This window comes from Ruegeria sp. SCP10, assembly GCF_040329495.1.
Lineage (GTDB): Bacteria > Pseudomonadota > Alphaproteobacteria > Rhodobacterales > Rhodobacteraceae > Ruegeria.
In genome coordinates this window covers 382,879-408,880 of record NZ_JBDZYF010000003.1, presented here as the reverse complement: position 1 = coordinate 408,880, position 26,002 = coordinate 382,879, and the positions used below count along the sequence as shown (strand labels likewise).

The 26,002-nt window shown below is 57.7% G+C and carries 22 protein-coding genes; 8 read left to right on the top strand and 14 right to left on the bottom strand.

Annotated elements, in window-relative coordinates; genetic code table 11:
* Positions 1 to 2 precede the first annotated feature (2 nt).
* The 8 genes from ABLN87_RS11010 to ABLN87_RS10975 all read right to left on the bottom strand — a co-directional run bounded on the left by ABLN87_RS11010 (position 3) and on the right by ABLN87_RS10975 (position 9,381).
* The gene (locus ABLN87_RS11010) at positions 3 to 884 is read right to left on the bottom strand and encodes a carbohydrate ABC transporter permease (protein WP_353010117.1); all 882 of its coding nucleotides are present in this window, start codon (positions 882 to 884) and stop codon (positions 3 to 5) included.
* Entirely contained in the window at positions 884 to 1,777 is an 894-nt protein-coding gene (locus ABLN87_RS11005) for a carbohydrate ABC transporter permease (protein WP_353010114.1), read from the bottom strand. Before ABLN87_RS11005 ends, ABLN87_RS11010 begins: the two co-directional genes overlap by 1 nt.
* 98 nt (positions 1,778 to 1,875) lie before the next feature.
* Positions 1,876 to 3,117: an ABC transporter substrate-binding protein gene (locus ABLN87_RS11000; protein WP_353010272.1), complete on the bottom strand. Its 1,242-nt coding sequence runs from the start codon at positions 3,115 to 3,117 to the stop codon at positions 1,876 to 1,878.
* Between the two features lie 65 nt (positions 3,118 to 3,182).
* Positions 3,183 to 4,706, bottom strand: coding sequence for an aldehyde dehydrogenase family protein (locus ABLN87_RS10995; protein WP_353010111.1), 1,524 nt, complete (start codon positions 4,704 to 4,706; stop codon positions 3,183 to 3,185).
* 5 nt (positions 4,707 to 4,711) lie between these two features.
* On the bottom strand, positions 4,712 to 5,479 hold the full coding sequence (locus ABLN87_RS10990; protein ID WP_353010108.1) for an enoyl-CoA hydratase/isomerase family protein: 768 nt from the start codon (positions 5,477 to 5,479) through the stop codon (positions 4,712 to 4,714).
* Positions 5,476 to 7,047 (bottom strand): acyl CoA:acetate/3-ketoacid CoA transferase, encoded by a 1,572-nt coding sequence (locus ABLN87_RS10985; RefSeq protein ID WP_353010106.1) that lies wholly within the window; start codon positions 7,045 to 7,047, stop codon positions 5,476 to 5,478. The genes ABLN87_RS10990 and ABLN87_RS10985 overlap by 4 nt, the downstream gene beginning before the upstream one ends.
* Positions 7,047 to 8,048 (bottom strand): Gfo/Idh/MocA family protein, encoded by a 1,002-nt coding sequence (locus ABLN87_RS10980; RefSeq protein ID WP_353010104.1) that lies wholly within the window; start codon positions 8,046 to 8,048, stop codon positions 7,047 to 7,049. Before ABLN87_RS10980 ends, ABLN87_RS10985 begins: the two co-directional genes overlap by 1 nt.
* 133 nt (positions 8,049 to 8,181) lie before the next feature.
* Positions 8,182 to 9,381, bottom strand: a complete 1,200-nt coding sequence (locus ABLN87_RS10975) for an ROK family transcriptional regulator (protein WP_417750395.1) — start codon at positions 9,379 to 9,381, stop codon at positions 8,182 to 8,184.
* Between the two features lie 179 nt (positions 9,382 to 9,560).
* Here ABLN87_RS10975 and ABLN87_RS10970 point away from each other — a divergent pair, with 179 nt between their 5' ends.
* The 4 genes from ABLN87_RS10970 (at position 9,561) to ABLN87_RS10955 (ending at position 13,175) form a co-directional block, all read left to right on the top strand.
* Entirely contained in the window at positions 9,561 to 10,577 is a 1,017-nt protein-coding gene (locus ABLN87_RS10970) for a sugar ABC transporter substrate-binding protein (protein WP_170535148.1), read from the top strand.
* A gap of 113 nt (positions 10,578 to 10,690) precedes the next feature.
* Positions 10,691 to 11,764, top strand: coding sequence for an ABC transporter permease (locus tag ABLN87_RS10965; protein ID WP_353010101.1), 1,074 nt, complete (start codon positions 10,691 to 10,693; stop codon positions 11,762 to 11,764).
* Positions 11,764 to 12,540, top strand: a complete 777-nt coding sequence (locus ABLN87_RS10960; protein WP_353010268.1) for an ATP-binding cassette domain-containing protein — start codon at positions 11,764 to 11,766, stop codon at positions 12,538 to 12,540. The genes ABLN87_RS10965 and ABLN87_RS10960 overlap by 1 nt, the downstream gene beginning before the upstream one ends.
* The gene (locus tag ABLN87_RS10955) at positions 12,537 to 13,175 is read left to right on the top strand and encodes a hypothetical protein (RefSeq protein ID WP_353010098.1); all 639 of its coding nucleotides are present in this window, start codon (positions 12,537 to 12,539) and stop codon (positions 13,173 to 13,175) included. Before ABLN87_RS10960 ends, ABLN87_RS10955 begins: the two co-directional genes overlap by 4 nt.
* Before the next feature lie 12 nt (positions 13,176 to 13,187).
* On the opposite strand, the gene ABLN87_RS10950 is transcribed toward ABLN87_RS10955, so the two are convergent.
* The gene (locus tag ABLN87_RS10950) at positions 13,188 to 13,973 is read right to left on the bottom strand and encodes an ABC transporter permease subunit (protein ID WP_353010095.1); all 786 of its coding nucleotides are present in this window, start codon (positions 13,971 to 13,973) and stop codon (positions 13,188 to 13,190) included.
* Positions 13,974 to 14,116: 143 nt separating this feature from the next.
* Between ABLN87_RS10950 and ABLN87_RS10945 the strand changes: the two genes are divergently transcribed.
* The 3 genes from ABLN87_RS10945 to ABLN87_RS10935 all read left to right on the top strand — a co-directional run bounded on the left by ABLN87_RS10945 (position 14,117) and on the right by ABLN87_RS10935 (position 15,896).
* Positions 14,117 to 14,626 carry an MbcA/ParS/Xre antitoxin family protein gene (locus tag ABLN87_RS10945; protein ID WP_353010093.1) on the top strand — a complete coding sequence of 170 codons (510 nt, stop codon included), beginning with the start codon at positions 14,117 to 14,119 and terminating at the stop codon, positions 14,624 to 14,626.
* Entirely contained in the window at positions 14,623 to 15,312 is a 690-nt protein-coding gene (locus tag ABLN87_RS10940; protein WP_353010091.1) for an RES family NAD+ phosphorylase, read from the top strand. The genes ABLN87_RS10945 and ABLN87_RS10940 overlap by 4 nt, the downstream gene beginning before the upstream one ends.
* A 119-nt stretch (positions 15,313 to 15,431) precedes the next feature.
* Complete coding sequence (locus tag ABLN87_RS10935) at positions 15,432 to 15,896, top strand: hypothetical protein (RefSeq protein ID WP_353010089.1); 465 nt, start codon at positions 15,432 to 15,434, stop codon at positions 15,894 to 15,896.
* Between the two features lie 9 nt (positions 15,897 to 15,905).
* On the opposite strand, the gene ABLN87_RS10930 is transcribed toward ABLN87_RS10935, so the two are convergent.
* Genes ABLN87_RS10930 through ABLN87_RS10910 form a run of 5 tightly spaced genes read right to left on the bottom strand, consistent with a single transcriptional unit; the run spans position 15,906 to position 24,075 of the window.
* Positions 15,906 to 16,976: a polyprenyl synthetase family protein gene (locus ABLN87_RS10930; protein ID WP_353010086.1), complete on the bottom strand. Its 1,071-nt coding sequence runs from the start codon at positions 16,974 to 16,976 to the stop codon at positions 15,906 to 15,908.
* Between the two features lie 4 nt (positions 16,977 to 16,980).
* Positions 16,981 to 19,104, bottom strand: a complete 2,124-nt coding sequence (locus ABLN87_RS10925) for a hydroxysqualene dehydroxylase (RefSeq protein ID WP_353010083.1) — start codon at positions 19,102 to 19,104, stop codon at positions 16,981 to 16,983.
* On the bottom strand, positions 19,097 to 19,927 hold the full coding sequence (locus ABLN87_RS10920) for a DUF3237 domain-containing protein (protein WP_353010081.1): 831 nt from the start codon (positions 19,925 to 19,927) through the stop codon (positions 19,097 to 19,099). The genes ABLN87_RS10925 and ABLN87_RS10920 overlap by 8 nt, the downstream gene beginning before the upstream one ends.
* Before the next feature lie 13 nt (positions 19,928 to 19,940).
* Positions 19,941 to 20,819: an encapsulin gene (locus ABLN87_RS10915; protein WP_353010079.1), complete on the bottom strand. Its 879-nt coding sequence runs from the start codon at positions 20,817 to 20,819 to the stop codon at positions 19,941 to 19,943.
* Positions 20,820 to 20,844: 25 nt separating this feature from the next.
* Positions 20,845 to 24,075, bottom strand: a complete 3,231-nt coding sequence (locus ABLN87_RS10910; RefSeq protein ID WP_353010077.1) for an adenylate/guanylate cyclase domain-containing protein — start codon at positions 24,073 to 24,075, stop codon at positions 20,845 to 20,847.
* A gap of 400 nt (positions 24,076 to 24,475) precedes the next feature.
* Here ABLN87_RS10910 and ABLN87_RS10905 point away from each other — a divergent pair, with 400 nt between their 5' ends.
* Positions 24,476 to 25,999, top strand: a complete 1,524-nt coding sequence (locus ABLN87_RS10905) for a DUF4173 domain-containing protein (protein ID WP_353010075.1) — start codon at positions 24,476 to 24,478, stop codon at positions 25,997 to 25,999.
* Positions 26,000 to 26,002 lie beyond the last annotated feature (3 nt).

The following is a 26,002-nucleotide window of genomic DNA, read 5'->3' as shown; positions in this document are numbered from 1 at the left end:
CCTTATCCTTTCACGGAACCCGCCATCAGGCCGCGGACGAAGTATCGACCGGCCACGATGTAGACGAGCAGAGTTGGCATGGCGGCCAGAATGGCGCCTGCGAAATGAACATTGTATTCCTTCACACCGGTTGATGACTGCACCAGATTGTTCAGCGCTACCGTCATCGGCTGGCTATTGGCGTCGGCGAAGGAGGCACCAAACAGAAAGTCGTTCCAGATATTGGTGAACTGCCAGATGATCGATACCACTGCGATCGGCCCGGAACTGGGCAACAGGATGCGCCAGAAGATCTGGAAGAACCCGGCTCCGTCGATCTGCGCCGCCCGGATCAGCTCGGTCGGGAAGACGGCATAGTAGTTGCGGAAATAGAGCGTGGTAAACCCAATCCCATAGACCACATGCACCAGGGCCAAGCCCCAGGTGGTGCCTGCCAAACCCATCAGGCCCAGCATCCGCGCCATCGGGATCAGAACGATCTGGAACGGAATGAAACAGGCAAACAGCATCAGGCCAAACAGGATGGTATCGTACTTGAAACGCCATTTGGTCAGCACATAGCCGTTCAGCGCACCCAGAATGGTCGAAACAATGACGGCTGGGACAACCATCTTGATCGAATTCCAGAAATATGGCCGCAGCCCCGTTGGCTCGACCCCGATCTGGGCCGAAGACCATGCCTTGATCCACGGCTCCAAGGTAAAGACCTGCGGCAAGTTCATCATGCCGCCGCCAGTGATCTCCTCTAGCGGTTTCACCGAGTTCGACAGCATGACGTAAAGCGGCAGAAGGTAGAACAGCGAGAAGAGGATCAGCACCACATAGATCAAGGCACGCGTGACCCGACCAGTACGAATTGCAGTATCCTGAGTTGCCTGGGACATCAGCGTTTCTCCCGCAATTCAGCGTATAGATAGGGGATCATGATCGCCGCGATGGTCATCAACATGATCGTGGCCGAGGCCGCGCCGATCCCCATCTGGTTCCGGGTGAACGTGTAGGAATACATGAAGGTCGCGGGCAACTCGGTCGCGCGTCCCGGTCCGCCGCCAGTCAATGCAATCACAAGGTCAAACGTCTTGATCGCAAGGTGGCTGAGGATCACAAAGGCCGACAGGAAGGCGGGGCGCAACTGCGGGATGATGATCCGGCGATAGAGGTTCCAGTTCGAGGCTCCATCCATCTGCGCCGCCCGTAGAATTTCGTTATCGATCCCGCGCAGACCCGCCAGGAACATGGCCATGACAAATCCACTGGTCTGCCAGACGGCCGCCAGAACAACCGTATAGATCGCGTAGTCGCGGTTCTTGATCCAGTCGAACTCGAAACTGGTCCAACCCCAAGTATGCATGACGTTTTCAAGGCCGATACCCGGGTCGAGGAACCATTTCCACGCAGTGCCGGTGACAATGAAACTCAGCGCCATTGGGTAGAGGTAAATTGGGCGCAAAAGCCCTTCGCCCCTAATTTTCTGGTCAAGGAAGATCGCCAGACCCAGCCCGATACAGGTGCAGATCACGATGTAGAGACCTGCGAAAATCCCCATATTGATCAGTGAGGTTTCCCAATGACTGAGCCGCCAGAGCTTGTCGTAATTTTCCCAGCCGACCCAGCCAAAGCTCGGTAGAATGCGGCTATCGGTAAAGGACAGGTACACCGAAAACAGGATGAACCCGTACACAAAGACCATCATCATCGCCAGCGATGGGGACAGGACCAGCTTGGGGATCCAGTTCTGAAGGCGTGTTTTGAAATCCGCGTCGGCTGAGCCAGCCATGGCGCGCCCTCCTGCAAGTGGGGAAGTGTCTGAGGAGCGGGGTATGCCCGCTGGTGACAGGGCGGCATGTTTGCCGCCCCGTCGGGAGGATCAGGTGATCACTTGGCGATGGACACGGCGTCGACCAGTTCGACAACAGCGGTTTCGCTGTCATATTCGCCGTTGAAATGCGCCGTTACCACGTCATAGACTGCGTTCTTGACCGAAGCCGGAGCCGCGTGGCCATGGGCCATCGATCCAAACAGGTTGCCCGATGATGCAGCCGCCGCCAGATCCTTCATGCCCTGCTTGCCGCAGTCGTCAAAGTCAGCGTCGCTGACATCGGTCCGCGCGGGAACCGAGCCCTTCACCACGTTGAAGGCCGACTGGAACGACGGAGACAGGATCGCGCTGGCCAGCGCCGCCTGTTCTGCCGAAACGGAACCGCCCTGATCGAACATCATGAATTGGTCCGCATTGAAGGTGACCTGATCTGCCGTTCCGGGGAAGCGGAAGCACAGGAAGTCCTGACCGGGCACCTTACCCGCATTCAGAAACTCACCCTTGGCCCAGTCGCCCATCATCTGGAAACCGGCCTCACCATTGATGACCATTGCAGTCGCCAAGTTCCAGTCACGGCCCGAGAAGTTCTCGTCTACGTTGTCGCGGATAAAGGCCATGCGGTCGAACGCCTCTTTCATGGCATCGCCGCCCAGCGTTTCTTCATCCAGATCGATGAAAGCCGCCTTGTAGCCGTCCGGGCCCAAGGTCGACATGGCAACGGCATCAAACACAGTTGCGTCTTGCCAGGCCTGACCACCATGGGCAATTGGTGTTACACCAGCCGCTTTCAGCGCTTCAACAGCAGCTACGAACTCTTCCCAATTGGTAGGTTGAGCAATACCGTTTGCGTCCAGAACCGCCTTGTTGGCCCAGACCCAGTTGGTCGAATGCACGTTCACAGGGGCCGAAACCCATTTGCCGTCATGCTTAGCGAAGGCCTTCAGCGCATCTGGCACAACCGCGTCCCAACCTTCCTGCGCGGCCACTTCGTTCAGATCGGCCAAGGCCCCCTGTGCGGCCCAGTCCTGAATGTCAAAACCCAGACCCTGAACGGCGGTCGGTGCGTTACCAGCTGTGACACGGGCACGCAGAACGGTCATCGCCTGCTCACCGCCACCACCGGCAACCGGCATGTCGGTCCAGCCGACGCCCTGACCGGACAGGTCATCCTTAAGGACGTTCAGCGCTGCGGCCTCACCACCCGAGGTCCACCAGTGCAAAACCTCAACCTCTTCCGCCTGTGCAAGACTGGATGTGCACAGAAGCCCGGCCACGATGACCGACTTTGTTTTCAGCATGTTACGCATTTTCGTTTCCTCCCTTAATGCGATCTTTGTTATTCCTGCGCCGCGTGGCGCGTGTTTCAATCCTGCGGCACCCAGGGTGCCCGGCTATCGCCAATGCGCATCACCACAGATTTAACCTCGAAAAACTCCTCGAACCCATATTGCCCAATCTCCCTGCCCTGACCGGATTGTTTGTAGCCACCGAAGGCGACCTCGGGGAACCCATCCATCCAGGTATTGGTCCAGACCGTCCCCGCCTGGGCGCGACGGGCAAAGTCGAGGCAAGTATGGACATTCTCGCTCCAGACCCCTGCCGAAAGACCGAGAGCGCTATCATTCATGATCTCAATGGCTTCGTCCAGCGTTTTGAACGTCAGTACCGACAGCACGGGGCCAAAGACTTCGTCGCGTGCGATGGGCATATCAGGTTGAACATTGGTTATAATGGTCGGTTGATAGAATTGGTTGCCCAACCCCTCAACGTTCAAAGGATCGCCGCCCAAGGCAATTGTTGCGCCTGCGGATCGAGCCTCTTTGACATAAGAATCGATCTTGGCGTTGTGTTCGGGCGTGACAATCGCCCCGACCTGCGTGCTCGGGTCCAACGGATCGCCAAATTTCACCTTCCGCGACAGCGCAATCACCTTGTCGGCAAAGGCTTGCGCGATATCCTCGTGCACGATGATACGACTGCTGGAGTTGCAGCACTGACCGACATTGAAATAGACGCCAAACACCACCGCATCTGCGGCTGAATCCAGGTTGGCATCGGGAAAGATCACCTGTGGGTTCTTGCCACCCAGCTCAAGCGCAACCTTCTTGAGCGTGTCCGATGCCGTCTTGCTGATGGTTTTGCCCACGGTGGTTGAGCCAGTGAAGCTGACCATGTCTACGGCCTCGTGGCTGGACAGTGTACCGCCGACCGGTTGGCCATAGCCCAGCACAATGTTGCAGACACCTGCGGGCAATCCAGCCTCAATCAACAGTTCGCCCAGCATCAGAGTAGTCGAAGGCGTCATTTCGGAGGGTTTCACCACTGCCGTGCAACCAGCCGCCAATGCAAATGGCAGTTTCTGGCTGAGAATCCAGAAAGGGAAATTCCAGGGCGTGATGATCGACACGACACCGATGGGTTCTTTCAGTACCAAGCCCATCATGTCAGCACCCAGCGTGTTGTGGCTGTCGCCATGCGTGCTGCGGGCCAAAGACGCTGCATAGCGCCACAGATCGGCGGCACCCCCAACCTCACCTTTGGACTGGCTGATCGGCTTGCCGCTTTCCAGTGTTTCGATCACAGCGATGCGGTCGACGTTTTGTTCGATCAGATCAGCCACTTTCAGTAGTACTGTCGCGCGGTCTTTGCCCGACGCGCGGCTCCAGATGCCGCTGTCAAATGCGGTTCGGGCTGCGGCGATGGCCGCTTCGGCCTCGGCCTCGCCACCAAGCGCCGACCGGCTGACAACATGTCCGTGCGAGGGCGAGCGGCGTTCGAACGTTTCACCAGACGCGCTGCTTTGCCATGCGCCGTTGATCAGATGACGGCCTTCGAACATCTCGGGCAGGGTAATCGGGATCGCAGGGTTGATCGTGAGGTCTTTCATATGCGTCAAAGCCCTGAAAACTGAGGGTTACGTTTTTCCATGAAGGCTGCGACACCTTCGTCCCGATCGGCTGAGGCCGCCGCAGCATCGCTGCCAAGCGCCTCGATCGCGGCTGCCGAATCTTCGCCGATCGCCGCGTGGATCATGTTCTTGGCGATCTCGGTGGCGCGCGGGGACAGAGCCTGTGCCTCGCTGGCGATCTCAAGCGCGCGGGTCAGGACATCGTCAGCAACTTCGGCGGCATAGCCCAAAGCAACCGCGCGGTCTGCGCCAATACGGCGACCGAACAAGGCCATTTCCTTGATCGCGCCTTCGGGGATCAGCCGCGCCACGCGCTGTGTGCCCGACCAACCCGGAACAATGCCGATCCGCGCCTCGGGCAACGCCAGAGTTGCGCGCGGCGCCATCAGACGCAGATCACAGCAACTGGCCAGCTCCAGCCCGCCTCCGAATGCATGGCCGTTGATCGCGGCAATCGTTGGCTTGCCAAGCCGTGCGAGGCGGTCGAAAATCCGGTGCCCGTCCCGCACCCAATGCCGTGCAAACTCTGCTGGGCTCAGCCCCCCCCAGGCACCGATATCCGCGCCACAGCAAAACGCCTGTTCTCCGGCCCCGGTCAGCACCAGAGACCGGATCGCATTGTCCCGCTCGATCTGCTGCACATGCGCTTCAAGCGCATCCAGCATGTCGATGGTCAACGCGTTCAGCTTGGACGGGTTATCCAGCGTCAGGATGGCGGTGGCCCCGTCGATATGAAAGCCAATCCCGCTCATACTGCCATTCCCATCGGGCCTTCGGTGAACAGGGACTTCGGCATCAGGGCCGCGTTTTCGGCTACCGTCACGCGCCCGTCCGAGGCTGCCACAATATCCCGCTGCGTGTTGATGCCCGGCATGATCTCGGTCGCGACCAGCCCCTGATCGGTCAGGCGGATGACACAGCGCTCAGTCACGTAGATCACATCCTGCCCAAGCTCGCGCGCCCGGCGGCCCGAGAAGGTGACGTGTTCCACCTGATCCACCATCTTGGTGAACTTTCCGGGGGCCGCGACGCTGATCCCATCCGGGCCCAGTTCGATCTTGGCGCCAGCCTCGAACCAGCCCGAAAAGACGATCTTTTTCGCGCCTGCGGTGATATCGACAAAGCCGCCGCACCCGGCGGTCAGATACGGTTTCTTGCTCAGTTTCGAGACATTCACATTGCCCTCGACATCAACCTCAAGGAAGGAGAGGAAGGACATATCGAACCCGCCTCCCTGAAAGTAGATGAACTGCTGCGGCGAAGGCACGTAGGCATGCGCGTTAGACGCACAACCAAAGGCGAAACCGGTCAGCGGTACTCCGCCAACAGCCCCTTGTTCGATGGCCCATGTGACTGCCTTGGGATGTCCTTCCTCCAGCAGAATACGGGGCACCATGGCGCTGATGCCAAAGCCCAGATTGGCGCTCATCCCCGCGCGCAATTCCATCGCGGCGCGGCGGGCGATCACCTTTTCGACCCCGTGTTCGGCCAATGCGAAACTGTCCCACGGGCGCATGATTTGGCCCGAGATGGCGGGGTCATAGGGCGTTTCTGTGGTCTGTTTCTGATCCGGGTCCTCGACGATCAGATCCACCAGATGGCCCGGCACGCGCACGTCATGGGGACGCAGGCTGCCCTCGGCAGTCACCCGCTGAACCTGCGCGATCACCAGACCGCCATGGTTGCGCACGCAGATGGCCTGTTCCAGCCCACCCAGATAGGCCCCTTCATGCTCATAAGTCAGGTTGCCGAATTCATCCGCCGTGGTGGCGCGCAGGATGCAGACAGTCGGGATGATGTTCGGGAAGTGCAGCCAGGTCTGGCCGCCAAATTCGGCGCGCTGCACGATGGGTGCGGCAGCACCGCGTTCATTCATCGCGCAACCCTCACGGGTCGGGTCCACGAACGTATCGAGCCCGACCTGAGTCAGCACACCCGGACGCCGCGCTGCGGCTTCGCGGTGCATGTCGAACATGATCCCCGACGGCACGTTGTAGGCGGCCACACGATCTTCGACGATCATCTTCCAGATTTCCGGCATCTCAAGGCTGGACGGTCCCGAGGGGTACGATCCGGCCAGCACGCGGGTCAGCAGTCCGTCGTGCGCCAGATATTCCATACCCTTGACGCCATACATGTCCCCCGCAGCAATCGGGTGCATCGTTGTGATATTGCGCGGGTGCCCCTCGGCTTGGAACCGTTCGCCCATGGCTTTCAGAACCAGATCGGGGCACCCCAGTGCCGATGAGGATGAGACTGTGACAATCGCTTCATCCGGGATGCGGGAGACGGCATCAGAGGCAGGAACTAGCTTGCTCATCAGAAGCCACCATAGTCGATGTCAACGCGCTGCCCGGTTGCCGCTGCCTCGCGTACGCTGAGCGCGACGGACAGGGATCTGACCCCATCCGAGCCATCTGCGGCAGGGCGCCCCTGCCCTGCTGAGGCAGCGACAAATTCGGAAACGCCCTGCACGTAAAGGTCATGGTTGGAATAGGGAATGACCTCGGTGCCCGCGCCGGTAACGAGCGTGATTTCACCAACCGGCTGCTGGGTCATGACGCCGTTAGCAAAGATCGATCCTTCTGTCCCGTGCACCTGAAGCCCGGAACCGGCGAAGGGGTGTGTAAAGCTCTCATGGGTCATCACCATCGCGCCCGAGGGCATGGTCCAGACCGACATGCAGGAATCCTCGACCCCCTGCCCCATGCCGGAACTTGTCATCTGCGCCACAACGCTCGTCGGGTCTTCCTGTAGCAGGAACCTGGTGACGTCCGCGTCATGCACGACGATGTCGGGTATCACGCCGCCACCGGCGCCCGCGTCATTGATCCGCCAGCCCTGCAAGTGGCCCGGCAGGTGAACCGCGTGATGAATGCGCAGCGACAGCACTTTGCCAACGCGGCCCGTCGCGATGAGATCACGGATCGCGCGATGGGTGCCCGAGCAGCGCAGGTGGTGGTTTGTGCCAAAAATGACACCAGCGGCTTCTGCCGCACGGACCATTTCGACCGCTTCAGCCTGCGTTATTCCAAGGGGTTTTTCACACAGAACATGCTTGCCGGCGGCAATCGCAGCCATAGCCTGGGCATGGTGCTTTTCATTGGTTGATGAGATGTAGACCGCCTGCATGTCCGGGTCAGCGAGCGCTTCGGCTAGATTGGTCGTGGCGTTTGCAATGCTGTGATCCTTGGCCCAGACCCCCACCCGATCGGGTGATGTGCTGACAACCCAAGTGACATCATTGCCAGGCTGCTTTCGCACGGCGTTCAACATGTGTTGTGACGCAATCGTGCTTGCCCCCACAAATACCCAGTTCATTGCAGCCCTCATTACTGGAACGTTCCAGAAGTATGCTTACTGGAACGTTCCATAATGATCAAGATGAATCTTGGAACCGACTCTTTTGGTGTGAGTTTCGCGTCGCTTTCAGTCTGGTTTCTTGTTGGCAGGTCTAGGCTTCTACCAAGTATCGCTCGGACAAAGGTAAGCTGGCCGCACCGAGCGATCGCGCATTCGGACCCACGGTACCAGCTGCAATCGCCGGTCGTTCTAAGCCAGTAAGGTTGAGACGCAGGATTTGTGATTCGACCTTGGTGATCAGCTGTTCTTTGACATCGGCGGGCATCCAGCCATCGATTTTGACGCATTCAAAATCGATCAGGCTGCACGAAGACACAATCGCATGGGCCAGCCCAATCGCCGCATGGTGCAGCCAGCTGTTCAATTCCTCCTTTGGGATGTCCCAGTGATCGGTAGACTCCCAAATTAGCCCCGCGGTTTGACCCTCCCCCGCAATGGTGCGTTCAAGCGTATAGAGGCTGGCGAGGTCGATCAAAGGCTTCACGTCACCGGCCCCGATTGCGACTGGCATCGGACCCAAAGCGCCCGCATTTCCACGGCCCGAATAGATCGCGCCATTCAAGACTATGCCCCCGCCTATGAAGTATCCGACGTAGAAATACAGAAAATCACGTGGGCCACCCGTTGGCCCAAATACAAGTTCGGCCCCGCAGGCGGCAGTGGCGTCGTTTTGCAGAAACACCGGAAAATCATAGATATCTGCCAGTTCCGACTGGATGTCGGCTGTGCGCCAAGGGTCCATTTCTTCCTGCGGTACCTGCAAGGTCTGGGCCCAATCCCACAGGTAAAACGGCATGGCGATTCCCAGCCCGGCGATGCGGTCTTGGGCCTCAGATGTCAGCGCGGACATCATCTGGTCTAAGGCCTTTTTGGCAAAGTTCAACGTTGCCTGTGGTTGCGGGTATTCATAGGTCTGCCGCTCATGCATGAGCACCCGGCCTAGAAAGTCGATCAATACCAGCTCAGTGCTGCGTCGCCCGATTTTTAGCCCGAAAAACAGAGCCCCCTCCGGGTTGAGGCGCATCGGGATTGATGGCTGGCCGACCTTGCCCCGCACAGGCTCACCCCGCAGCAAGAGCCCGTCTTTTTCAAGCTGTCGCATGATCACCGAAACGGTCTGGGCGGACAGGCCTGTCATTCGCGCAATCTCGGCCTTTGCCAGTGCTTCGTGCCTGCGGACCAGAGTCAGGACCAAACGCTCATTGCGCGCGCGCATCCCGCTTTGATTTGTGCCGCGCACCTCTGACACCCGATCCAAAGGTGTACCGCCCTGAGACGCTTCAACAGACACGAATGATCCTCCCCGTTCAAAGGATGAGAATAAGCGGTCATGCTGTCAATAATAAATAAGAGTGATTTATTTATTGACTCATTTTGAGATTCTTGTGATGGTTTTCGGGTGTGATCAGCCCCAACCCGGCCGATTGCGCATATGCCGACATGGCATGGGAGAAACTGGGAGGATACTTCATGAAACTTGCGACTTTCGCAGGCGCGACAGCTTTGGCGTTGACAGTCACAGCGGGCAGTGCGTTTGCAGATACCACCGTATGTTTGATCACCAAGACCGATACCAACCCCTTCTTTGTGAAGATGAAAGAGGGTGCGACTGCCAAAGCAGAAGAACTTGGCATGACGCTCAAAGCCTTTGCGGGCAAGGTGGATGGCGACCACGAGACCCAGGTTCAGGCGATTGAGACCTGCATTCTGGACGGCGCCAAAGGCATTCTTCTGACGGCCTCTGATACCTCATCGATCGTCCCCGCCGTACAGCAAGCGCGGGACGCGGGTGTCCTGGTGATTGCACTGGATACTCCGCTGGAGCCCATTGACTCGGCGGATGCCACCTTTGCCACCGATAACTTCTTGGCGGGTCTGCTGATTGGCCAATGGGCCAAGGCAACGCTGGGCGATGCCGCAAATGACGCCAAGATCGCCACATTGGATCTGGCTGTAAGCCAACCAACAGTGGACGTCTTGCGGAATCAGGGTTTCCTGCAGGGGTTTGGTGTTGATCTGGCCGACCCCAACGTGATCGGTGATGAAGATGATCCGCGTCTGGTTGGCAGCGATGTGACCGCTGGCAACGAAGAAGGCGGTCGCCGCGCGATGGAGAACCTGCTGGCCAAAGATCCGACGATTAATGTGGTCCATACGATCAACGAACCAGCCGCCGCGGGCGCGTATGAGGCGCTCAAAGCCATTGGACGTGAGAATGACGTGCTGATCGTTTCTGTCGACGGTGGATGCCCCGGCGTTCAGAACGTGGCGGATGGCGTGATCGGCGCAACATCGCAGCAATACCCGCTGCTGATGGCTTCACTTGGTGTTGAAGCTGTCAAGAAATGGGCCGATGAAGGCGTGAAACCTGAAAACACACCGGGCAAGGACTTTTTTGACACCGGCGTCGCACTTGTCACGGGCGCAGCTGCGGATGGGGTCGAGTCCATCACGGTCGAAGAAGGCATGAACCTCTGCTGGGGCTAAACTGATCATGTAGGAGGCTGCGAAGTGGCCTCCTGCCATCTCATCACATTCTCACCCAAAAAACTTGCTAAAATGGTCCGCAGACGGACTCTTGACGCTTGGGGGATCCATTTATGTCCGATACGCCACGACACTCCGATGATTTCGAATCTGCTGCACAGGGCAGCCCGGAACAGGTCGCTGAGTTTGAAGATCATCACCGGGGATTTGTCGGGACGGTTCAGCATTTCCTGCACGTGAACCCGTCACTTGTTCCGCTGATCGTCCTTGTGGTTGCCATTATCATATTCGGGTTGCTTTTGGGTTCGAAGTTCTTCTCACCCTTCGCGCTGACACTGATCCTGCAGCAGGTTCAAATCGTTGGCATCGTCGCCGCCGCGCAAAGCCTTGTCATCCTGACCGCTGGCATTGACCTGAGCGTGGGTGCAATCATGGTCATGTCATCGGTGGTGATGGGGCAATTCACCTTTCGCTATGGACTGCCACCCACAGTCGCGATTGTCTGTGGCCTGGCGGTTGGGACTATGATCGGCGCGATCAATGGCTATCTGGTCAGCCGGATCAAACTGCCGCCTTTCATCGTAACGCTGGGTATGTGGCAGATCGTTCTGGCGGCGAATTTCCTGTATTCGCAGAACGAAACGATCCGGTCGCAAGACATCGAGGCAAACGCGCCAATCCTTCAAATATTTGGCGAAAAGTTCAACATAGGCGGTGCCGTCTTTACGGTCGGCGTGGTCTTCATGTTGGTGCTTATATTGGTGCTGGCCTACGCGCTCAGGCATACGGCCTGGGGGCGACATGTTTACGCAGTGGGCGATGATCCTGAAGCGGCTGAACTGTCCGGTGTTAATGTGCATCGCACCTTGATGTCCGTCTATATGCTATCCGGTCTGATCTGCGCCTTTGCGGGCTGGGCCTTGATTGGTCGCATCGGTTCCGTATCGCCGACCTCGGGCCAACTCGCGAATATCGAAAGTATAACAGCGGTCGTAATTGGTGGCATCTCTCTGTTCGGCGGACGTGGCTCGATCTTAGGGTCGCTATTTGGGGCGCTCATCGTTGGGGTGTTCACGCTGGGTCTGCGCCTGCTAGGGGCGGATGCGCAATGGACCTTCCTGTTGATCGGTATCCTCATCATTGCAGCGGTCGCGGTCGACCAATGGATCAGAAAGGTATCAGCCTGATGGAACCCATTCTCAAAGGACGCAACCTTGTAAAACGCTACGGCAAGGTCACAGCACTGGACCAGTGTAACTTTGACCTGATGCCGGGTGAGATCCTGGCGGTGATCGGGGATAACGGCGCAGGTAAATCCACGCTCATCAAGGCGGTTTCGGGTGCGGTCACTCCAGATGAAGGCGATGTCTGGCTGGATGGGCAGAAGGTCCATTTTCACTCACCCATCGATGCGCGCGAAGCCGGGATTGAAACGGTTTATCAGACGCTGGCCATGTCCCCCGCCCTGTCAATTGCTGACAACATGTTCATGGGGCGCGAAATTCGGCGCAAGGGCCCGATGGGGTCGCTCTTTCGCATGCTCGATCGGCCGGCGATGGAAAAATTCGCGCGCGACAAGCTGAGCGAGCTGGGCTTGATGACCATCCAGAACATCAATCAGGCGGTTGAGACGCTGTCGGGCGGTCAGCGCCAGGGCGTCGCCGTAGCGCGTGCCGCAGCCTTTGGATCGAAGGTCATCATTCTGGACGAGCCGACAGCGGCGCTTGGCGTCAAAGAAAGTCGCAGGGTTCTGGAACTGATCCAGGATGTGAAATCGCGCGGCATTCCGATCATTCTGATCAGCCACAATATGCCCCATGTGTTCGAAGTCGCAGACCGCATTCATGTTCATCGTCTTGGCAAACGGCTTTGTGTCATTGATCCCAAAGACCACACCATGTCGGACGCAGTGGCCTTCATGACCGGTGCCAAAGAACCCCCGAGTGAAGGCATGGGGGCGTGAGCAATGACCGCTCTAGTGCGCTGACACTGGCGCATCGTATTGCCGAAGCAGTCCGGGCGTTGCCACAGTCTCAGACGCGAAATCTGGTGGCAATTGCAGGTCCGCCGGGGGCAGGGAAATCAACCGTTGCAGCGCTGTCGCGTGATCTTTTGCAGCAACAAGGGGTCGCGACAGGTCTCGTGTCGATGGACGGATTTCACTATGACAACGCCATTCTTTCCGGCCGCGATCTGCTTCCTCGCAAAGGCGCGCCTGAGACATTCGATGTAGCAGGGTTTCAAGCCTTGCTGCACCGATTGTTGACTGAGGGCGAGGTTGCCGTCCCGGAGTTTGACCGCGAAATCGACAAATCCATCGCCGCCCGTGCGTTGGTGACACCTGATCAGCAGCTTATTCTGGTCGAAGGCAATTATTTGTTGCTGCAAGAACCCGGCTGGTCGGATCTGTCCGAGCATTGGGCGCTGAGTGTTTTCCTCGATGTTGATCTCGAAACGCTCGAAATTCGGCTGCAACAGCGTTGGCTTGATCATGGTCTGCCCCCAGACGCGGCCAGAGATCGGGCATTCGCCAATGACATCCCGAACGCAAAACGCATTCTATCAAATTCGCGCCTCGCTGATCTGGTTCTAAGCTAAGCCGCCCCGCTGTTAGTGAATTCCAGCGGTCAGGGTCCGCACGAGATGGCGCTGAACCAGCAACAAGACAATGGCCGGTGGCCCCAAGGCCATCAAGGCCAGCGCCATTCCGGATGGGCTGCCCACCCCGGCATAGGTCATTCCGCTGACCAGTGTGCTATGTGTCAGGCTGGTGGTCGTGATGATGATTGGCCAAGCGTATTGGTTCCAGCCGAATACAAACAGGATCGCAAACAGAGCAGCAATCATCGGCAGGGACAGGGGCAGCACCGTATCGCGAAAAAAGCGCATTGGCCCTGCACCGTCCATTCGGGCAGCCTCCATCAGTTCCACAGGAATCTGCCTTAGGAACTGGTTCAGAACCAACACGCCCAGCCCGCTGGCGGTGACGGGTAGGATCATCCCGGCGTAGGAGTTCAGAAGTCCTAAATCGCTGGTCACTGCAAAAGTAGGCAGCATACGGCTTTCGATTGGAAAGAACATAGCCAACAGGGTTACTCCGAAGATCAGGTTGCTCAACCTCAGGCGAAAAAACACCAATGCATAGGCCGCCAGCACGGAAACGGTGCATTTCAGAATAGCAACGCCAATGGCCACAACCAATGAGTTCCACAGCATTGCGCCAGCGCTGATCGCATTGCTACTGACGCCGTTGATCCAAAGATTCGTGAATAGCGCGCCCAGCTGTTCCACACCGACGCTGGCCACCAGTTGCCAGCCCAAAACCACAATTGGACCAGTCATCACAACCGCGCCGATCATCAGGATTGCATGGTCCAGAAGGCTGGTTTTATTCAAGCTACTGCCCAATCTCTTTGTCTTTGCGTCCTTCGGCCTAGACGGGATAGGCAAACCGGCCTGCGTGGTCAACGCGCGCGATGGTTGATTTCCAAACATGTTGTCTATATATAGACATTATATCCATGATAGGACATTGAGCCATGGAAATCGCATCCCTACCGCAGGATATTGCAACAGCCCCGCTACTGATCCCGGTTGGCACGGCTGATCGCGCGCGTCTCAGCGGGCCAGGGCTGCGTACATTTCGTAACATCGCCGAAGCTTGGGAGCTGAGCGAGGCACAAAGAATCGCGGCGCTGGGGCATCCTGGTCGGTCGACCTATCATGCCTGGATCAAGAAAGCTGTGGATCACAAACCGATTTCTTTGCCCTTTGACACTCTGGTGCGCATTTCAGCTGTTCTGGGAATCTACAAGGCCCTGGCGATCCTGTTTCTGGATCAGGATCAGGCCGTGAAATGGCTGAGCAGCTCGCATCAGGGAACGATCTTTGCCGGGTCCGCGCCGCTGGACCTGATTGTCGACGGCGGGCAGGACGGAATGATGAGTGTGCGCCGGTATCTGGATGCCTGGCGCGGGGGTCAGATGGGTCATGGTGCGCCCGAGGGCAGTTTCGAGCTGGTTGCCGAAGACGATGTGGTCTTTCTGTGAGCTGGGATTTGACCGCCTATCCCGGCGCGCAAGCCCCAACACACACCCGTCGTATCATCCCAACCCGGTTTCCCCCTGTTCCAGCCTTCGAGGCCGTGACCAGCGAGGACGATCTCGCGGATATCTTTGAGCTTGAAGGCTGGACCAATGACCGGCTGGTGGCCACGCGCCTGTCGCGGCTGGATCGGTCGCAATGGGTCTATGGTCGACCGAATGCAAGCATTGTCATGTCCTCGTTTCTGCACGGGTCGGTCACGGGCATGCGCTTTACCTCAGCGGTTTTGGGGGCATGGTATGCCGCGACCGACCTTATGACCTCGGTGCTCGAGGTTGCCAATGGGTTGCGCAAGGAAATCGCCTTGTCTGGTTTGACGCATAAGCGCGAAGCCTATCGGGAGTATGAGGCGCGGTTGGTTGGAACCTTTGTCGATGTTTTCGGTCGACACCCCGAGTTTCATGACCCCGATGATGCGACCTATCCTACCCCTCAACGTTTTGGCGACTATGTTCGGCAGACAGGGCCCGGAGTTGCGCGCGTAGGTATCCGGTACGAAAGTGTGCGCCGACCGGGTCATGAGAACTGGGTTTGTTTTGTGCCGCCTGCTGTGCAGGATGTTGTGCAGGCTCGTCATTTTGAGATTGATGTGCGGCCGAGCGGTAAAGTCACCGTTGAAGAGCTTCGGTAGGTGGCGCGGTAAAAGTCGCATCAAACTGAACTGATCGGGTTCGACTGAAAACCGCAATTTCCAAGTAAATTCAGCGAGAATCCTATTTACTGACCGCCGCGACCGGTGCACATTTAGACATGCCTTATTTTGAGCGAAAACCCTATGCCAGCATGATTGACGCCGTCGCCCCGACTGCGCCTGTGTCGGATCAGACACCGATATCTGAACTGGCCCGGCGCGTATTGGATGCGGAAAGTGGTCAGAAACTGCCGCTGGACGGGCCGTTTCAATGCCGCACGGTTTGCACACCGGGCAGCAAAGGAACAATTGTTTTATCGGTTGCAGCCCCGGCTGATGGTGAAACGGTGGAGTTGCGGTTTGAACCCGGTGATCTGACCAATGAGGACGGGGCGGTGATCCCGGCAGATCGGCTGCGTGTCGACCCACCAGCGGTGCGGCTTGCACCGGGCGAAGTGGGTGAAGTGCGCGTCATACTGACGGTGCATGATCTGGCCGAACCGGGCCGTTATCACGGGCGGGTTCACAGCTTTGGGTCAGAGACATCTGCCATGGTGGTGATCTTCGAGATTGTGGACGGGTGATCTCGCCCGCTAGACCTGCCTTTCGACAAGATAATCCATGAACTGACCCAGGAAAGCACGCGGCCCGCCCTCAGCGCCAGCAAAGACATGTTCGAATTCCTGACGGGCGGATTGTAACAGATCATCTGCGCCACGTTGCGCATATTCGACGCATCCATAGTGATGCATCCGATCCAGTACCCAGTCTACATCATGGGCTGACCTGTCTTGCCTTGGGTTGGACAGGAATTGAGTCAACCGGTCTTTCTCGCGCGTTTCACCATGCTGGCTCAACTGGCTCAGCATCAAGGTCCGTTTGCCTTCGTAGATATCGCCGCCGATTTCCTTACCATATTTGTCCTGACTGCCGACAAGGTTCAGAACATCATCCTGTATCTGAAATGCAGCACCCAGAAAGAAGCCAAACGCGTTGAAGTCGTCCAAATTGAGCTTGCCCGAGGCGACATCTTCCGGTCGTGCGATCAGCGCCCCAATCCGCATCGGATGGATGAAGCTGTACCAGCAGGTTTTTTTCAGACACATGTTCAGATAGTCGGCAGGGGTCACATCCAGCCGATTGTCCCGGATCCAGCCAAGTTCAATCGCCTGGCCTTCGATAGATTGCATCAGAAGGTGGTCAAACTCATCCAGAACGCGGGCAGATGTTTCCGGACCGAGGGGGTCAAGATTGTCGCGCAACATACGTAAGGCCATCGCCTGCATACCGTCGCCGGTATTGATGGCCATCGGTACGCCAAGGCGTTTATGCATGCACTCCCTGCCCCGCCGGAAGTCGCTGACATCTTCGATGTCATCATGGATCAGAAAGGCATTGTGCAGCAGCTCGATCACCGAAGCCGAGACCATAGCGTCATCGGTTTTACCCCCGAACGCCTCGCATGTGGCCAGCAGCAGCGCGGGGCGCAAGCCTTTGCCAGAGGTTTCGATGTAGTCGCGCATCGGGCCGTACAGATAGTCCTGCGGCTCGCTCAAGGGCAAACGCGCCATCAACGCCTGACGCGCCTGATCCCCATAGCGGGTCAGTTGCTCAAGAAAACCCTGCGTTGCCGCCGGATCCAATTGCGCGGTTGATGCGCCCACCGGTTCAGCCCTTCTGTGTGATAATGACTTTGCGACCCGAGGTGCCACCTGCAGCGCCGCCGCCCGGGTTAGACTTCGAGTTCAAAGACGTCCCCATCACCCGATTGATCCCGGGCAAGGATGAGGGCTCGGCACTATTTCCGACGACATCCAGGGCAGCTGTCTCGGCCTGTTCAGCGCCGGGTATCGGAACGTCGACGCCTGGCACGTAAGACGCCATCAGATCGTACAAGGCTTCTGGTGGGCAGACCATGCGCAGCGCGTCTGCCACGGCAGGTTCTTCGACAACTCCACCAGGTTTCGAGTACTCGTTGGCCGCTGGTCCAACCGCAGCCAAAGGTCCCTCGCCACCGCCGGTTGTCCCGGTAGTATCCTGTGCAGACCGCAACGAGGCTTGAACTGCCTCGGAAAACCTCTCATCCCAGGGCAAGCCAGCCTGATACCGCGCGTAGTCATAGGCGCGCAACGGGCGCAGGATGTCAGGTTCGTGCAGATCCCAAATCTTGCAGCGTTCGGCATCCGACCCGCTGCGCCGCAGGATGCCGTTGACCGCCCTACGGGCGGCCTCGTTCGCGCCTTCCATCGTGGCGAGGTCGGTGTAAGTGCGCACATAGTCCGACGCCAAAAAGAAATTCTGGATCAAAGTGGCCGCGTTCGGACGCAGGCGCCACGTGTTGATGCGGTTGACCAGTAATGGCTCGACATTGGTCATGCGAGAGGGATGTTCCGGGTCGGCCACAATATCGGGATCGAGGAACCAATAGTGCATATCCTCATCCCGCAGAACGGTTTCACCATCCACATTGAGGCTGCGCTTGAGCTGGGCCCAGACCTCATCCGCAATCTCCTGTCGGGTACAATTGCGTGCAGTCTTGCCGTTCAACCCCGGCTTATCCCACTCAGAGATATCGATGGACAGCAAGCCCTTGGTCTTGCCCTCGGCCCAATTCTCGAAGTTGATATCGGGCCAGAACTGTTTTTGCGACACGGCGGTCAAGGCCCAAGGACTGTCGATAAAGATCACATGACCATGGGTCAGTTCAACCTCTTTGGTCAGGTAGTATTGGATGCCATTCATCCACTGCACGTTTTCGGCCAGCAGTTTCAGCTTGGCCAAGGCGGGGTCAATGGCAGTCATGGCCGGGGTCACAAGTGGAGCGATCCGTTCGATCGGCAAGGCGCTGATGAACCAGTCTCCGGTCACGGTTTCCTGCCGCCCGTCGCGTTCAACCGTCGCGCTGACAATGCGCCCGTCCTGACATTCGATCCCGGTCACTTTCGAGTCGAACTTGTAGACCACCCCTTTGCTTTCAAGGTAGTTGAGCCAGGGTTGTATCCAGACCAGATTGGTCGGCCCATTCAGCAGCCTGTTACAATGGGGTTCGGGTGTGGCGATCCCCATCTGCAACTGAATTGCGATGTCACCGACGGTCTTTGTGCTGGCCGTGTTCGCCTTGGCGGCCACCAACGATCGCGTCAGACCGATGGCCAGGAATTTCTGATACGCCTCTGACCTTTCCTCGGCTCCTATGAAATCCCACCAGCCGGTGCGCTCATATTCGTCATCGCGACGCTCTTTGCACGAAGTGGCGATGCGCCACATGCAGCTAAGGAAATGCTCGACATCTTCAAAACCAATCTGGTCTCGAGGCGAGATCGTATAGGCGAACGTCTTCAGTGCGTCGGCGAATTCCTTCAACGAGCGTGGGAACCGTTCGGGCACGATAATGCCCGGTTTGTCGAACTGGCTGACCAGTACCTGAGTGGTTGGCATCAGATTGTCGTAGCAGGTGCCTTTATCGTAATAGGGCGTGCGCGCCATCGTATCGGTGATGTGCCGATAGAAATTCGGAAAGAACCTGAACCCGTGCTCGCCCGGTAGCCATGGGCGTTTGACGCCGGGCGGGAAATCAGCGCCGTCCATATCAACCCATTGCTGTAACGCTTTGATATGCTTAGCCTTTGATCCGCGATCATCTTCGCTTTTCATCACGGGAATGCTGCGAGCCTTGCCGCCTGCAATCAACTGACGTTCGTGAACTTCAACTTCAAAGCCACGTTCGATCAGCTCATGCGCGGCGCTCATCCCGGCCACGCCTCCGCCCAGTATGACGACCTTCTTAGCCATCGGATGTTCCTTTCGCGGAATAGACGTCAAAACGTAGAGTCACATCAGACAGGCTGGCTTGCCCAATCCCAAATCCCTGCACCCGGTTCAACCAAGTATAGCGCGCGTTTGACGTCAGATATCGAGAGGCGATGCGCGCCGGGGCCGTGGCGGGCAACTGCCCGTTGCAAAGCGCAGCGAACCCAGATTGCCCAAAGTCGCAGATGCCGCTGTCATCGAACATGATCGGCGCGCCACCATCTGAGGGTTTGATCATCGCCTTGGCATGCAGGTTACCAACACCGTCCGGGCGGACCTGCATCCAATCGCCGCCAACGGGTTCAATTGTGCCGCTCAGCTTTGGACCCGTTACTGTGCCGCCTTCGCGGATGGAAAAATGCAGCCAAACGCCATCCGGGGTTTCGCCGGTTGCATGGAAATTCGCCTCGAAGGGCACGACGAAATGCGCAATATGTTCCAGAGACGGTGAGGGCCGATCCGTCTCAGTTATGTTGGCAGGTCCTGGTTTCGCTATCGTCTGTTGGCCCGGGTCGACCTCTCGTCCACTGGCGGTCAGAACCGGCCGCCACGCCAAAGGGTGCCCTTTCATGGCCATTGGCAAAGCTGCCGCAAATTGCTGCATTCCAGTCTGCGGATCACAGCCTACAGGCCACCCCCGGACCGCGCGTTCTGGCCCGCCGTTTTCTGAGAAGATCAGACGCAGCGTGTCATGCGATGACACGGCAGGTCCGGCCTCAACCAGCACCCGTTGTACACCACTGGCCACCTGCGTGACCGCCTCTGACCAACGCAGAGTAACCCCTTTATCGGTGAACTCGCGCATGACCATGTCCAGATCAGAACGAGATTGTGGTGACGGCCTCGCCTTCTTTGACCCTCAGGCGGAACTTCTGCTGGACACGGAAGATATTGTCACCATCGGCCGAAGTTTGCAGATATTTCACCGAGATATCCGATGGCACGACGATCTCAATCGGTGCACCCTGCAGCGAGACCAGAATGGCCTTGTCCTCTGGAATAGCGCCCGAGCGCAGCAGTGGACCATCCAGGAACGGCAGGATGCTGTCGCGCGGCAAAACCATCGAGTTTGGCAAAGGCGTCGTTATCGCCCGGAACAGAGCGTTGCCCATCACACAGGCAAATGGCCCCAGATGTCCTTCGGTTTCCAGCTTATTGATCCCGGCAACAACCGCCTGAAAGACTTCGTCCCCAGTCGGGGTAGCCCCGGCTTTGGTGCCTGTGGTCGGGTTTTTTGCCCCTTCTTGCAACAGGCCATCATACTTGCCGCCACCGCTGACCGTATAGACTTCGGGCAGCTTTTCGGGGCCTACTGGGGTCGGGCCTTTTCCGGTGCCTGGTTGGCCGATGAAGACAATCAGATCTTCTACGCGGGCAACTACTGCGGCTGCGCGGCGGAACATGATCTGTGCCGCGGACAATTCAGGATCCGACATCTGGGCGTTTTTAAGATAAACATTGACCGACACTGTCGACAGTCGGGTTGTGTCGTAGTCATTCACGACAAAGCGCTTCGCGGCCCCGCCCGGCGATGCGGCAAGTTCAAGACTGTTCAAGGGAACGGCTTGGGTATCGGCGGGCAGAGGCCCATAAAGCGGCAGGAAGCTGGCCGCAACACGCGCGCGCAACGCTTCATCGTGAACAACCTGACTTATTGTACTCCACTGCTCTTGACTCCAATCAAGTGCTTCGGTCATCAAAAATCCCTCCTGTTGGGACTGCTCAACTAATATTGGCAGCTTTATCTATTGTTGTTTCAGCGCTCAGCGATTCCAACAGCCGCCGGGCACGATCTTCTAATACAATGGCACCAGTATCTTGGGCCAATTGTAGCGCAATTTCCGCTTCGGACATAGCTTTGTCTATATCGCCCAGAGCGGCAAAGGCCTTGGCCCGGACGCGGTGATATTCAGGCTTGTTTAACAGCTCTCCACGGGCCCATCCGGGCTGGCAAATACGTTCCAGCCGGTCCAAGGCAGGTTCGATATTCCCCTGATCGATTTGTAGTTCGGACAAAACGATCTGGTTTTGCGGGAAGGTAAAATTGCCACCTGCGTTCGAGACCATGTCCATATAGGTTTCAACCCGCGCTGCACCACCGTCGACATCGCCCATCCCGGCCTGTGCAAGCCCCATATAGATGTCCTGCATCGCGTGCAGATACAGAAACCCTTCTTCATCCGCGATCTGGCGGGCTTCTTTCATCGTTTTGTCCATCCGTTCCCATTCACCCGCATAAGGCAGGAACATCGAACAAGCGCCCATGATGTAAACCAGATTGGGTGCGTGCTTCAGGGATCGACTGATCTCGATCGATTCCAAACGGGCGGCTTCGGCCTCGTCAAACTGGCCCAATTGCCATAACAGGCAGCCCCGGATCGCATGTAGGGACGCGGCGGTCGAGGACTGCGTCATTGGAAGCGTCGCTGCATCCAGTTCCGGCGAGATCAGATCAAGCCCCCGGGCGACCTGAGCCTGGCATGCCTCGAAATCGCCCTGGAAGTAGTGAGTGAAACTCAGTGCGCGCGCCGCAAGAACGTTGGTAACGGGGTCCTTTGCCACGCTTGCCATCCCATCGAGCGCCTGCCCCATTTCCATCGCGCGACTCATTTCACCAGCCACGAAGAAATGGGTCCAGCGGCAGAAGGTGGCCGCAAACAGCGTTTCGCCGTCGCCAAGCGCCTGCGCTAGTTCCATGGCGCGCGCGGCGGTTTGGGCAACTTGATCCGAGGACCAGCCGTAGATTGCCATATATGCAGGCAGAACGTTCATCTGAACGCGCAATTCCAGCCCATCCCGTTCGGCGGCACCGGGCAGCGTTTCTATGTTTCGCAGTGCGGCCCGGAAGGCCGATATGGCAGGTAGGTTCGCAAGCCGCGAGAGGGCTTGCTCCCCGGCGGTCACCCAATGCGTCACCGCTTCATCATTCAGCCCGCCAAGATCGCAGTGGTGGGCAACCGTATCTGGGGCGGGCGTGCCAAAGGCCTTGTTGCCGTCCAACAGGGCCTGAGCAATCTTCAGATGGATCTTCTCGCGATCATCACGCAGCAACGAGCTATAGGCGGTGTCCTGAACAAGCGCGTGATTAAAGGTGTATGTGGCGGTGCCTGCCTTGCTTGTGGCAAGCACCAGCCCGGCAGCCATCAACTGGATCAAAGCCGCATCCACATCGGTATCTTCTGGTGCAACAGCACGGATCATCGGCGCGGTGAAGCTGCGGCCGATCACTGATCCAAGCTGTGCAATCGGTTTCGCATTTTCCATGCGGTCAAGACGTGACATCAGCGAATCTTGCAGGGTCGTCGGAATGCTCAATGCATCCAGAACAGCGGTATCGATCGGCGCGTCCTGTGGCAGCTGATCCAGAACGGCTTTGGTCATTTCCTCGATATAAAGCGGAACACCATCCGCCTTTTCGATGATCTGCCTGATCAGGATCACGGGCAGGCTGCGCGGTTCCGCTACGCGACGCACCAGTTCAGATGCTTCGGTTTTACCCAGCGGGGTCAAGTCAATGAACTCCGCCCGACCAGTGAAATGCTCGGGCGGTTGGTATTCTGGACGGTGTGACATGACCACAAGGATCGGGAATTGTTCCAAAACGCCGAACAGCGCATCCAACGCATCTAGTGTTGTGGCGTCCGCCCAATGCACATCTTCCAATACCAGCAGCATCGAGCCGTTGTAGTCGCAGATGCTGGCCGTGCATCGGATCAACATGTCCAACGACATGCGCGCCTTTTTCATCGGGTCGGATTCGATTGGTGTTTCCGTAGCAAGTCCCGCAAGGTCCACCAACAGGGGAACATCTGCTTCGGTCAGCCGGGACGAGCGCTCAGCAAACTTCGAGATCGCAGCGCGAACGTCCGCTTCGTCAGAGCCATGGCGTGACAGGCTGCGCAGCTTTCCCTGAAGCGGGTGCAGTGGCAAACTGGCCAGATGGGGCACACATTGCAGCGTAATGGGTTCAGTGCCCAGCGTTTCGGACAGTGATTTTATCAAACGCGACTTGCCAATTCCCGGCGCGCCGCCAACAAAGGCCAATTGACCTGTGCCAGCCTTGGCGCGCTCCCACAGGTCCGTCAGCGTCGACAGATGGTTCTGTCGAGAAACAAGCGTCACAGCCGATGGCCCTGACCGCGCATCAAAGCGGCTGGGTGACAGTGTCTCGGACACCACGCGATACACGGTGCGTTCGTTCTGAAACCCTTTGAGTTCATGACTGCCGCGCGGCTCGAATTCGAACGTGCCTTTGGTCAGCTGCTGCGTTTCCGAAGAAACGATTACCTCGCCCGGATTGGCAAGTCCTTGTAGGCGCGAGGCCAGGTTGGCAGTTTCACCGACAAGAAAATCCTCTGTCCCTAGGCTTTTTGAGGTGACGACACCCACAACGACAAGGCCCGTGGCAATACCGGCGCGCAGATTCAGGTTTTCGCCGAACTTCGTATCCAGATTCTGCACGGCTTCGATGGTTTCCAGAACGGCCCGAACCGCGCGCTCGGCATCATCTTCCATCGCTTTGGGGTAGCCGAAATACATCATGATCCCATCGCCCTGGCGATATGCCAGGTGGCAACCATGCCGTTTCATCGTGCCGATGGCGGTATCCAGATACAGCGTCATGATCTGCATCAGCTCTTCTGGATCATAGCGCTGAGCCAGTTGGGTTGACCCCACCAGATCGCAAAATACCAGCGTCAACTGGCGCCGTTCGGCTACGCGAGAAACCTGCGGGTCATCCGCAATATCCAGTGTTTTCAATACGATCTGAGCTTGGCGAAAGCGCTTTCGCTGACCAACCGTCAGGCCCAGATCGCGCAGATCTGGGTCGGTCAGATCATCGAGAATATCATCCGAGACTTCTTCTTCGGCAAATCGGGACAAAAACTCTTCCAGCCCGGCCTGGGCAAGGATTTTGCCAAGACGGGTTGAATGGGTGACAAGTTTTGTCATGACCCCTCGCCCATGATAGTGTCCCCCTGCTGACGCTCGCTCTTTGCGCCAGAATATCGGCAATACCCCACCGAATCCATATTTTTGGAAGAGCGTATTTCCAAAAGTGTCGACGTATCTTGCAGAAGTTACAGGAAATTTCCAGACTTTAAGTTACGCGAACGTCAATTCACTAAATATTAGTGACTTATGTATCGACGTTATTCGATATTGCAGGATCGATGCCGATTCTTCGGCAAGTCCGGTTCTGGATGACGGGGTCAGTTCTACGCCCGACCATCTTCCCAACCTGCACGAAACCTGCACAAAAGCCCCCCGATCCCTACGCGCACAGTTCGGTAAAGCTGCATTTGGCACGGGCAGGTTTGCTAACAATCAGACTGCAATCAAGGGGCAGAACATGAGGCAAGAGCTGATCATCCAAGGTGTTCCCGACCGGATCAAACGCGACGCATGGTGGCTGGAAACGATCAGCACACCGCAGCAGGATCACCACCCGAGCACAACATCAGACGGGCCATTGCTGAGCTCTATTCGCATGCAACATGCGATTCCGGTACTGGCTGCCCTGATCACGGTGGCGGACTGGTTGTTCTGGAAACAGCCTTTGGGCATCTCGGTCGCGGTGTTTGCCCTGATCCTGTCCGCAGCGATCATGGTCACCAAACGCGCGCGGCCCAGCAGATCGGAATGGATCTGGGTGACCGGATTTACCCTGTTGTGCAATCTTCCGGTGGCGATCGATTTCCAGTTTCTCTCGGTGCTGTTCAGTCTGGGCGGGATCATCTGTCTGGCGCTCTGGGTCATCTATGGCGGAAAGTCGAGCGAAGGAGCCGCAGTGCGACTGGCCGTGCGGTTGCCGACCGTCGGGGCGGTTTTGCTGATCCGGGATGCTCTGCTGGATACGCAGACTGTCAATATCAACTCTGGCCTGCGCCGCCATGCCACGTCGCTGTTGCTGCCGCTGATCATGGGCGTGGTGTTTCTGGCCCTTCTGGCCAGTGCCAATCCGGTGCTTGAAGACGTGATTGCCGAACTTGATCCAGGATATCTGTTCGAATGGGAATTTTGGATGCGGGTCCTGTTCTGGGGCCTGTGCGCTTGCCTGATCTGGCCCTACCTGAACCTGAGTGATCCATGGCTGGGGCCAAGGGTCCGCCAACCCGTTGCCCCGAAGGCCGGGCCGGCCCGATCCTCGTTTTTGATCAACCCGGTTTCGGTGCGCAATTCGCTGTTGTTGTTCAATCTTCTGTTTCTTGTTCAAACGGTTATGGATCTGGGCATCCTGACCGGCGGCGTCGCGCTGCCCGAGGGGATGAGCTATGCGTCCTACGCGCATCGCGGCGCTTATCCGCTGGTGGTGACCGCCTTGCTGGCGGGATTGTTCACCCTGATGACCCATACCATGATCAAAACCGACACCACTTTGCGGGTGCTGGTTTATCTGTGGCTTGCACAGAACGTGTTTCTGGTGGTGACCGCCGCGTTTCGGCTGCAGCTCTATGTCGATGCCTATGCGCTGACCCATCTGCGGGTTGCGGCGTTCATTTGGATGGCACTGGTGATGGTCGGGCTGGTTCTGACCCTGCTGCAAATCCATCGCGGTCAAAGCCGGGGCTGGCTGTTGCGGCGATGTTTCGTGGCGACGCTGGTGACGTTATACGCCTGCTGTTTCGTGAATTTTGCCGAGATCATTGCCCGCTACAACCTGCGGCACGGCGATCTGGCCTCGCGTGACGGCTACTATATCTGTAGTCTGGGGGCCGACGCCTACCCTGCCATTCACGCCTACGAGCTTGAAGCGGACCAGGACCTATGCGGCCGATCAATGCGCTACTATCTGAACCAAAACCGGATCGACACCTGGCGCGAATGGGGCTTTCGGAGATGGCGGATCCAAGCCTATTATCAGCAACACAATTAAAGG

Coding starts and splice junctions, on each gene's coding strand:
- ABLN87_RS10995 (WP_353010111.1), bottom strand. CDS start 4,706: ATGAAAGACCTCACGATCAACCCTGCGATCCCGATTACCCTGCCCGAG.
- ABLN87_RS11010 (WP_353010117.1), bottom strand. CDS start 884: ATGTCCCAGGCAACTCAGGATACTGCAATTCGTACTGGTCGGGTCACG.
- ABLN87_RS10920 (WP_353010081.1), bottom strand. CDS start 19,927: ATGCGCGAGTTCACCGATAAAGGGGTTACTCTGCGTTGGTCAGAGGCG.
- ABLN87_RS10925 (WP_353010083.1), bottom strand. CDS start 19,104: ATGGCTAAGAAGGTCGTCATACTGGGCGGAGGCGTGGCCGGGATGAGC.
- ABLN87_RS10965 (WP_353010101.1), top strand. CDS start 10,691: ATGTCCGATACGCCACGACACTCCGATGATTTCGAATCTGCTGCACAG.
- ABLN87_RS10980 (WP_353010104.1), bottom strand. CDS start 8,048: ATGAACTGGGTATTTGTGGGGGCAAGCACGATTGCGTCACAACACATG.
- ABLN87_RS10990 (WP_353010108.1), bottom strand. CDS start 5,479: ATGAGCGGGATTGGCTTTCATATCGACGGGGCCACCGCCATCCTGACG.
- ABLN87_RS10905 (WP_353010075.1), top strand. CDS start 24,476: ATGAGGCAAGAGCTGATCATCCAAGGTGTTCCCGACCGGATCAAACGC.
- ABLN87_RS11005 (WP_353010114.1), bottom strand. CDS start 1,777: ATGGCTGGCTCAGCCGACGCGGATTTCAAAACACGCCTTCAGAACTGG.
- ABLN87_RS10935 (WP_353010089.1), top strand. CDS start 15,432: ATGCCTTATTTTGAGCGAAAACCCTATGCCAGCATGATTGACGCCGTC.
- ABLN87_RS10945 (WP_353010093.1), top strand. CDS start 14,117: ATGGAAATCGCATCCCTACCGCAGGATATTGCAACAGCCCCGCTACTG.
- ABLN87_RS10915 (WP_353010079.1), bottom strand. CDS start 20,819: ATGACCGAAGCACTTGATTGGAGTCAAGAGCAGTGGAGTACAATAAGT.
- ABLN87_RS10985 (WP_353010106.1), bottom strand. CDS start 7,047: ATGAGCAAGCTAGTTCCTGCCTCTGATGCCGTCTCCCGCATCCCGGAT.
- ABLN87_RS10970 (WP_170535148.1), top strand. CDS start 9,561: ATGAAACTTGCGACTTTCGCAGGCGCGACAGCTTTGGCGTTGACAGTC.
- ABLN87_RS10910 (WP_353010077.1), bottom strand. CDS start 24,075: ATGACAAAACTTGTCACCCATTCAACCCGTCTTGGCAAAATCCTTGCC.
- ABLN87_RS10960 (WP_353010268.1), top strand. CDS start 11,764: ATGGAACCCATTCTCAAAGGACGCAACCTTGTAAAACGCTACGGCAAG.
- ABLN87_RS11000 (WP_353010272.1), bottom strand. CDS start 3,117: ATGCTGAAAACAAAGTCGGTCATCGTGGCCGGGCTTCTGTGCACATCC.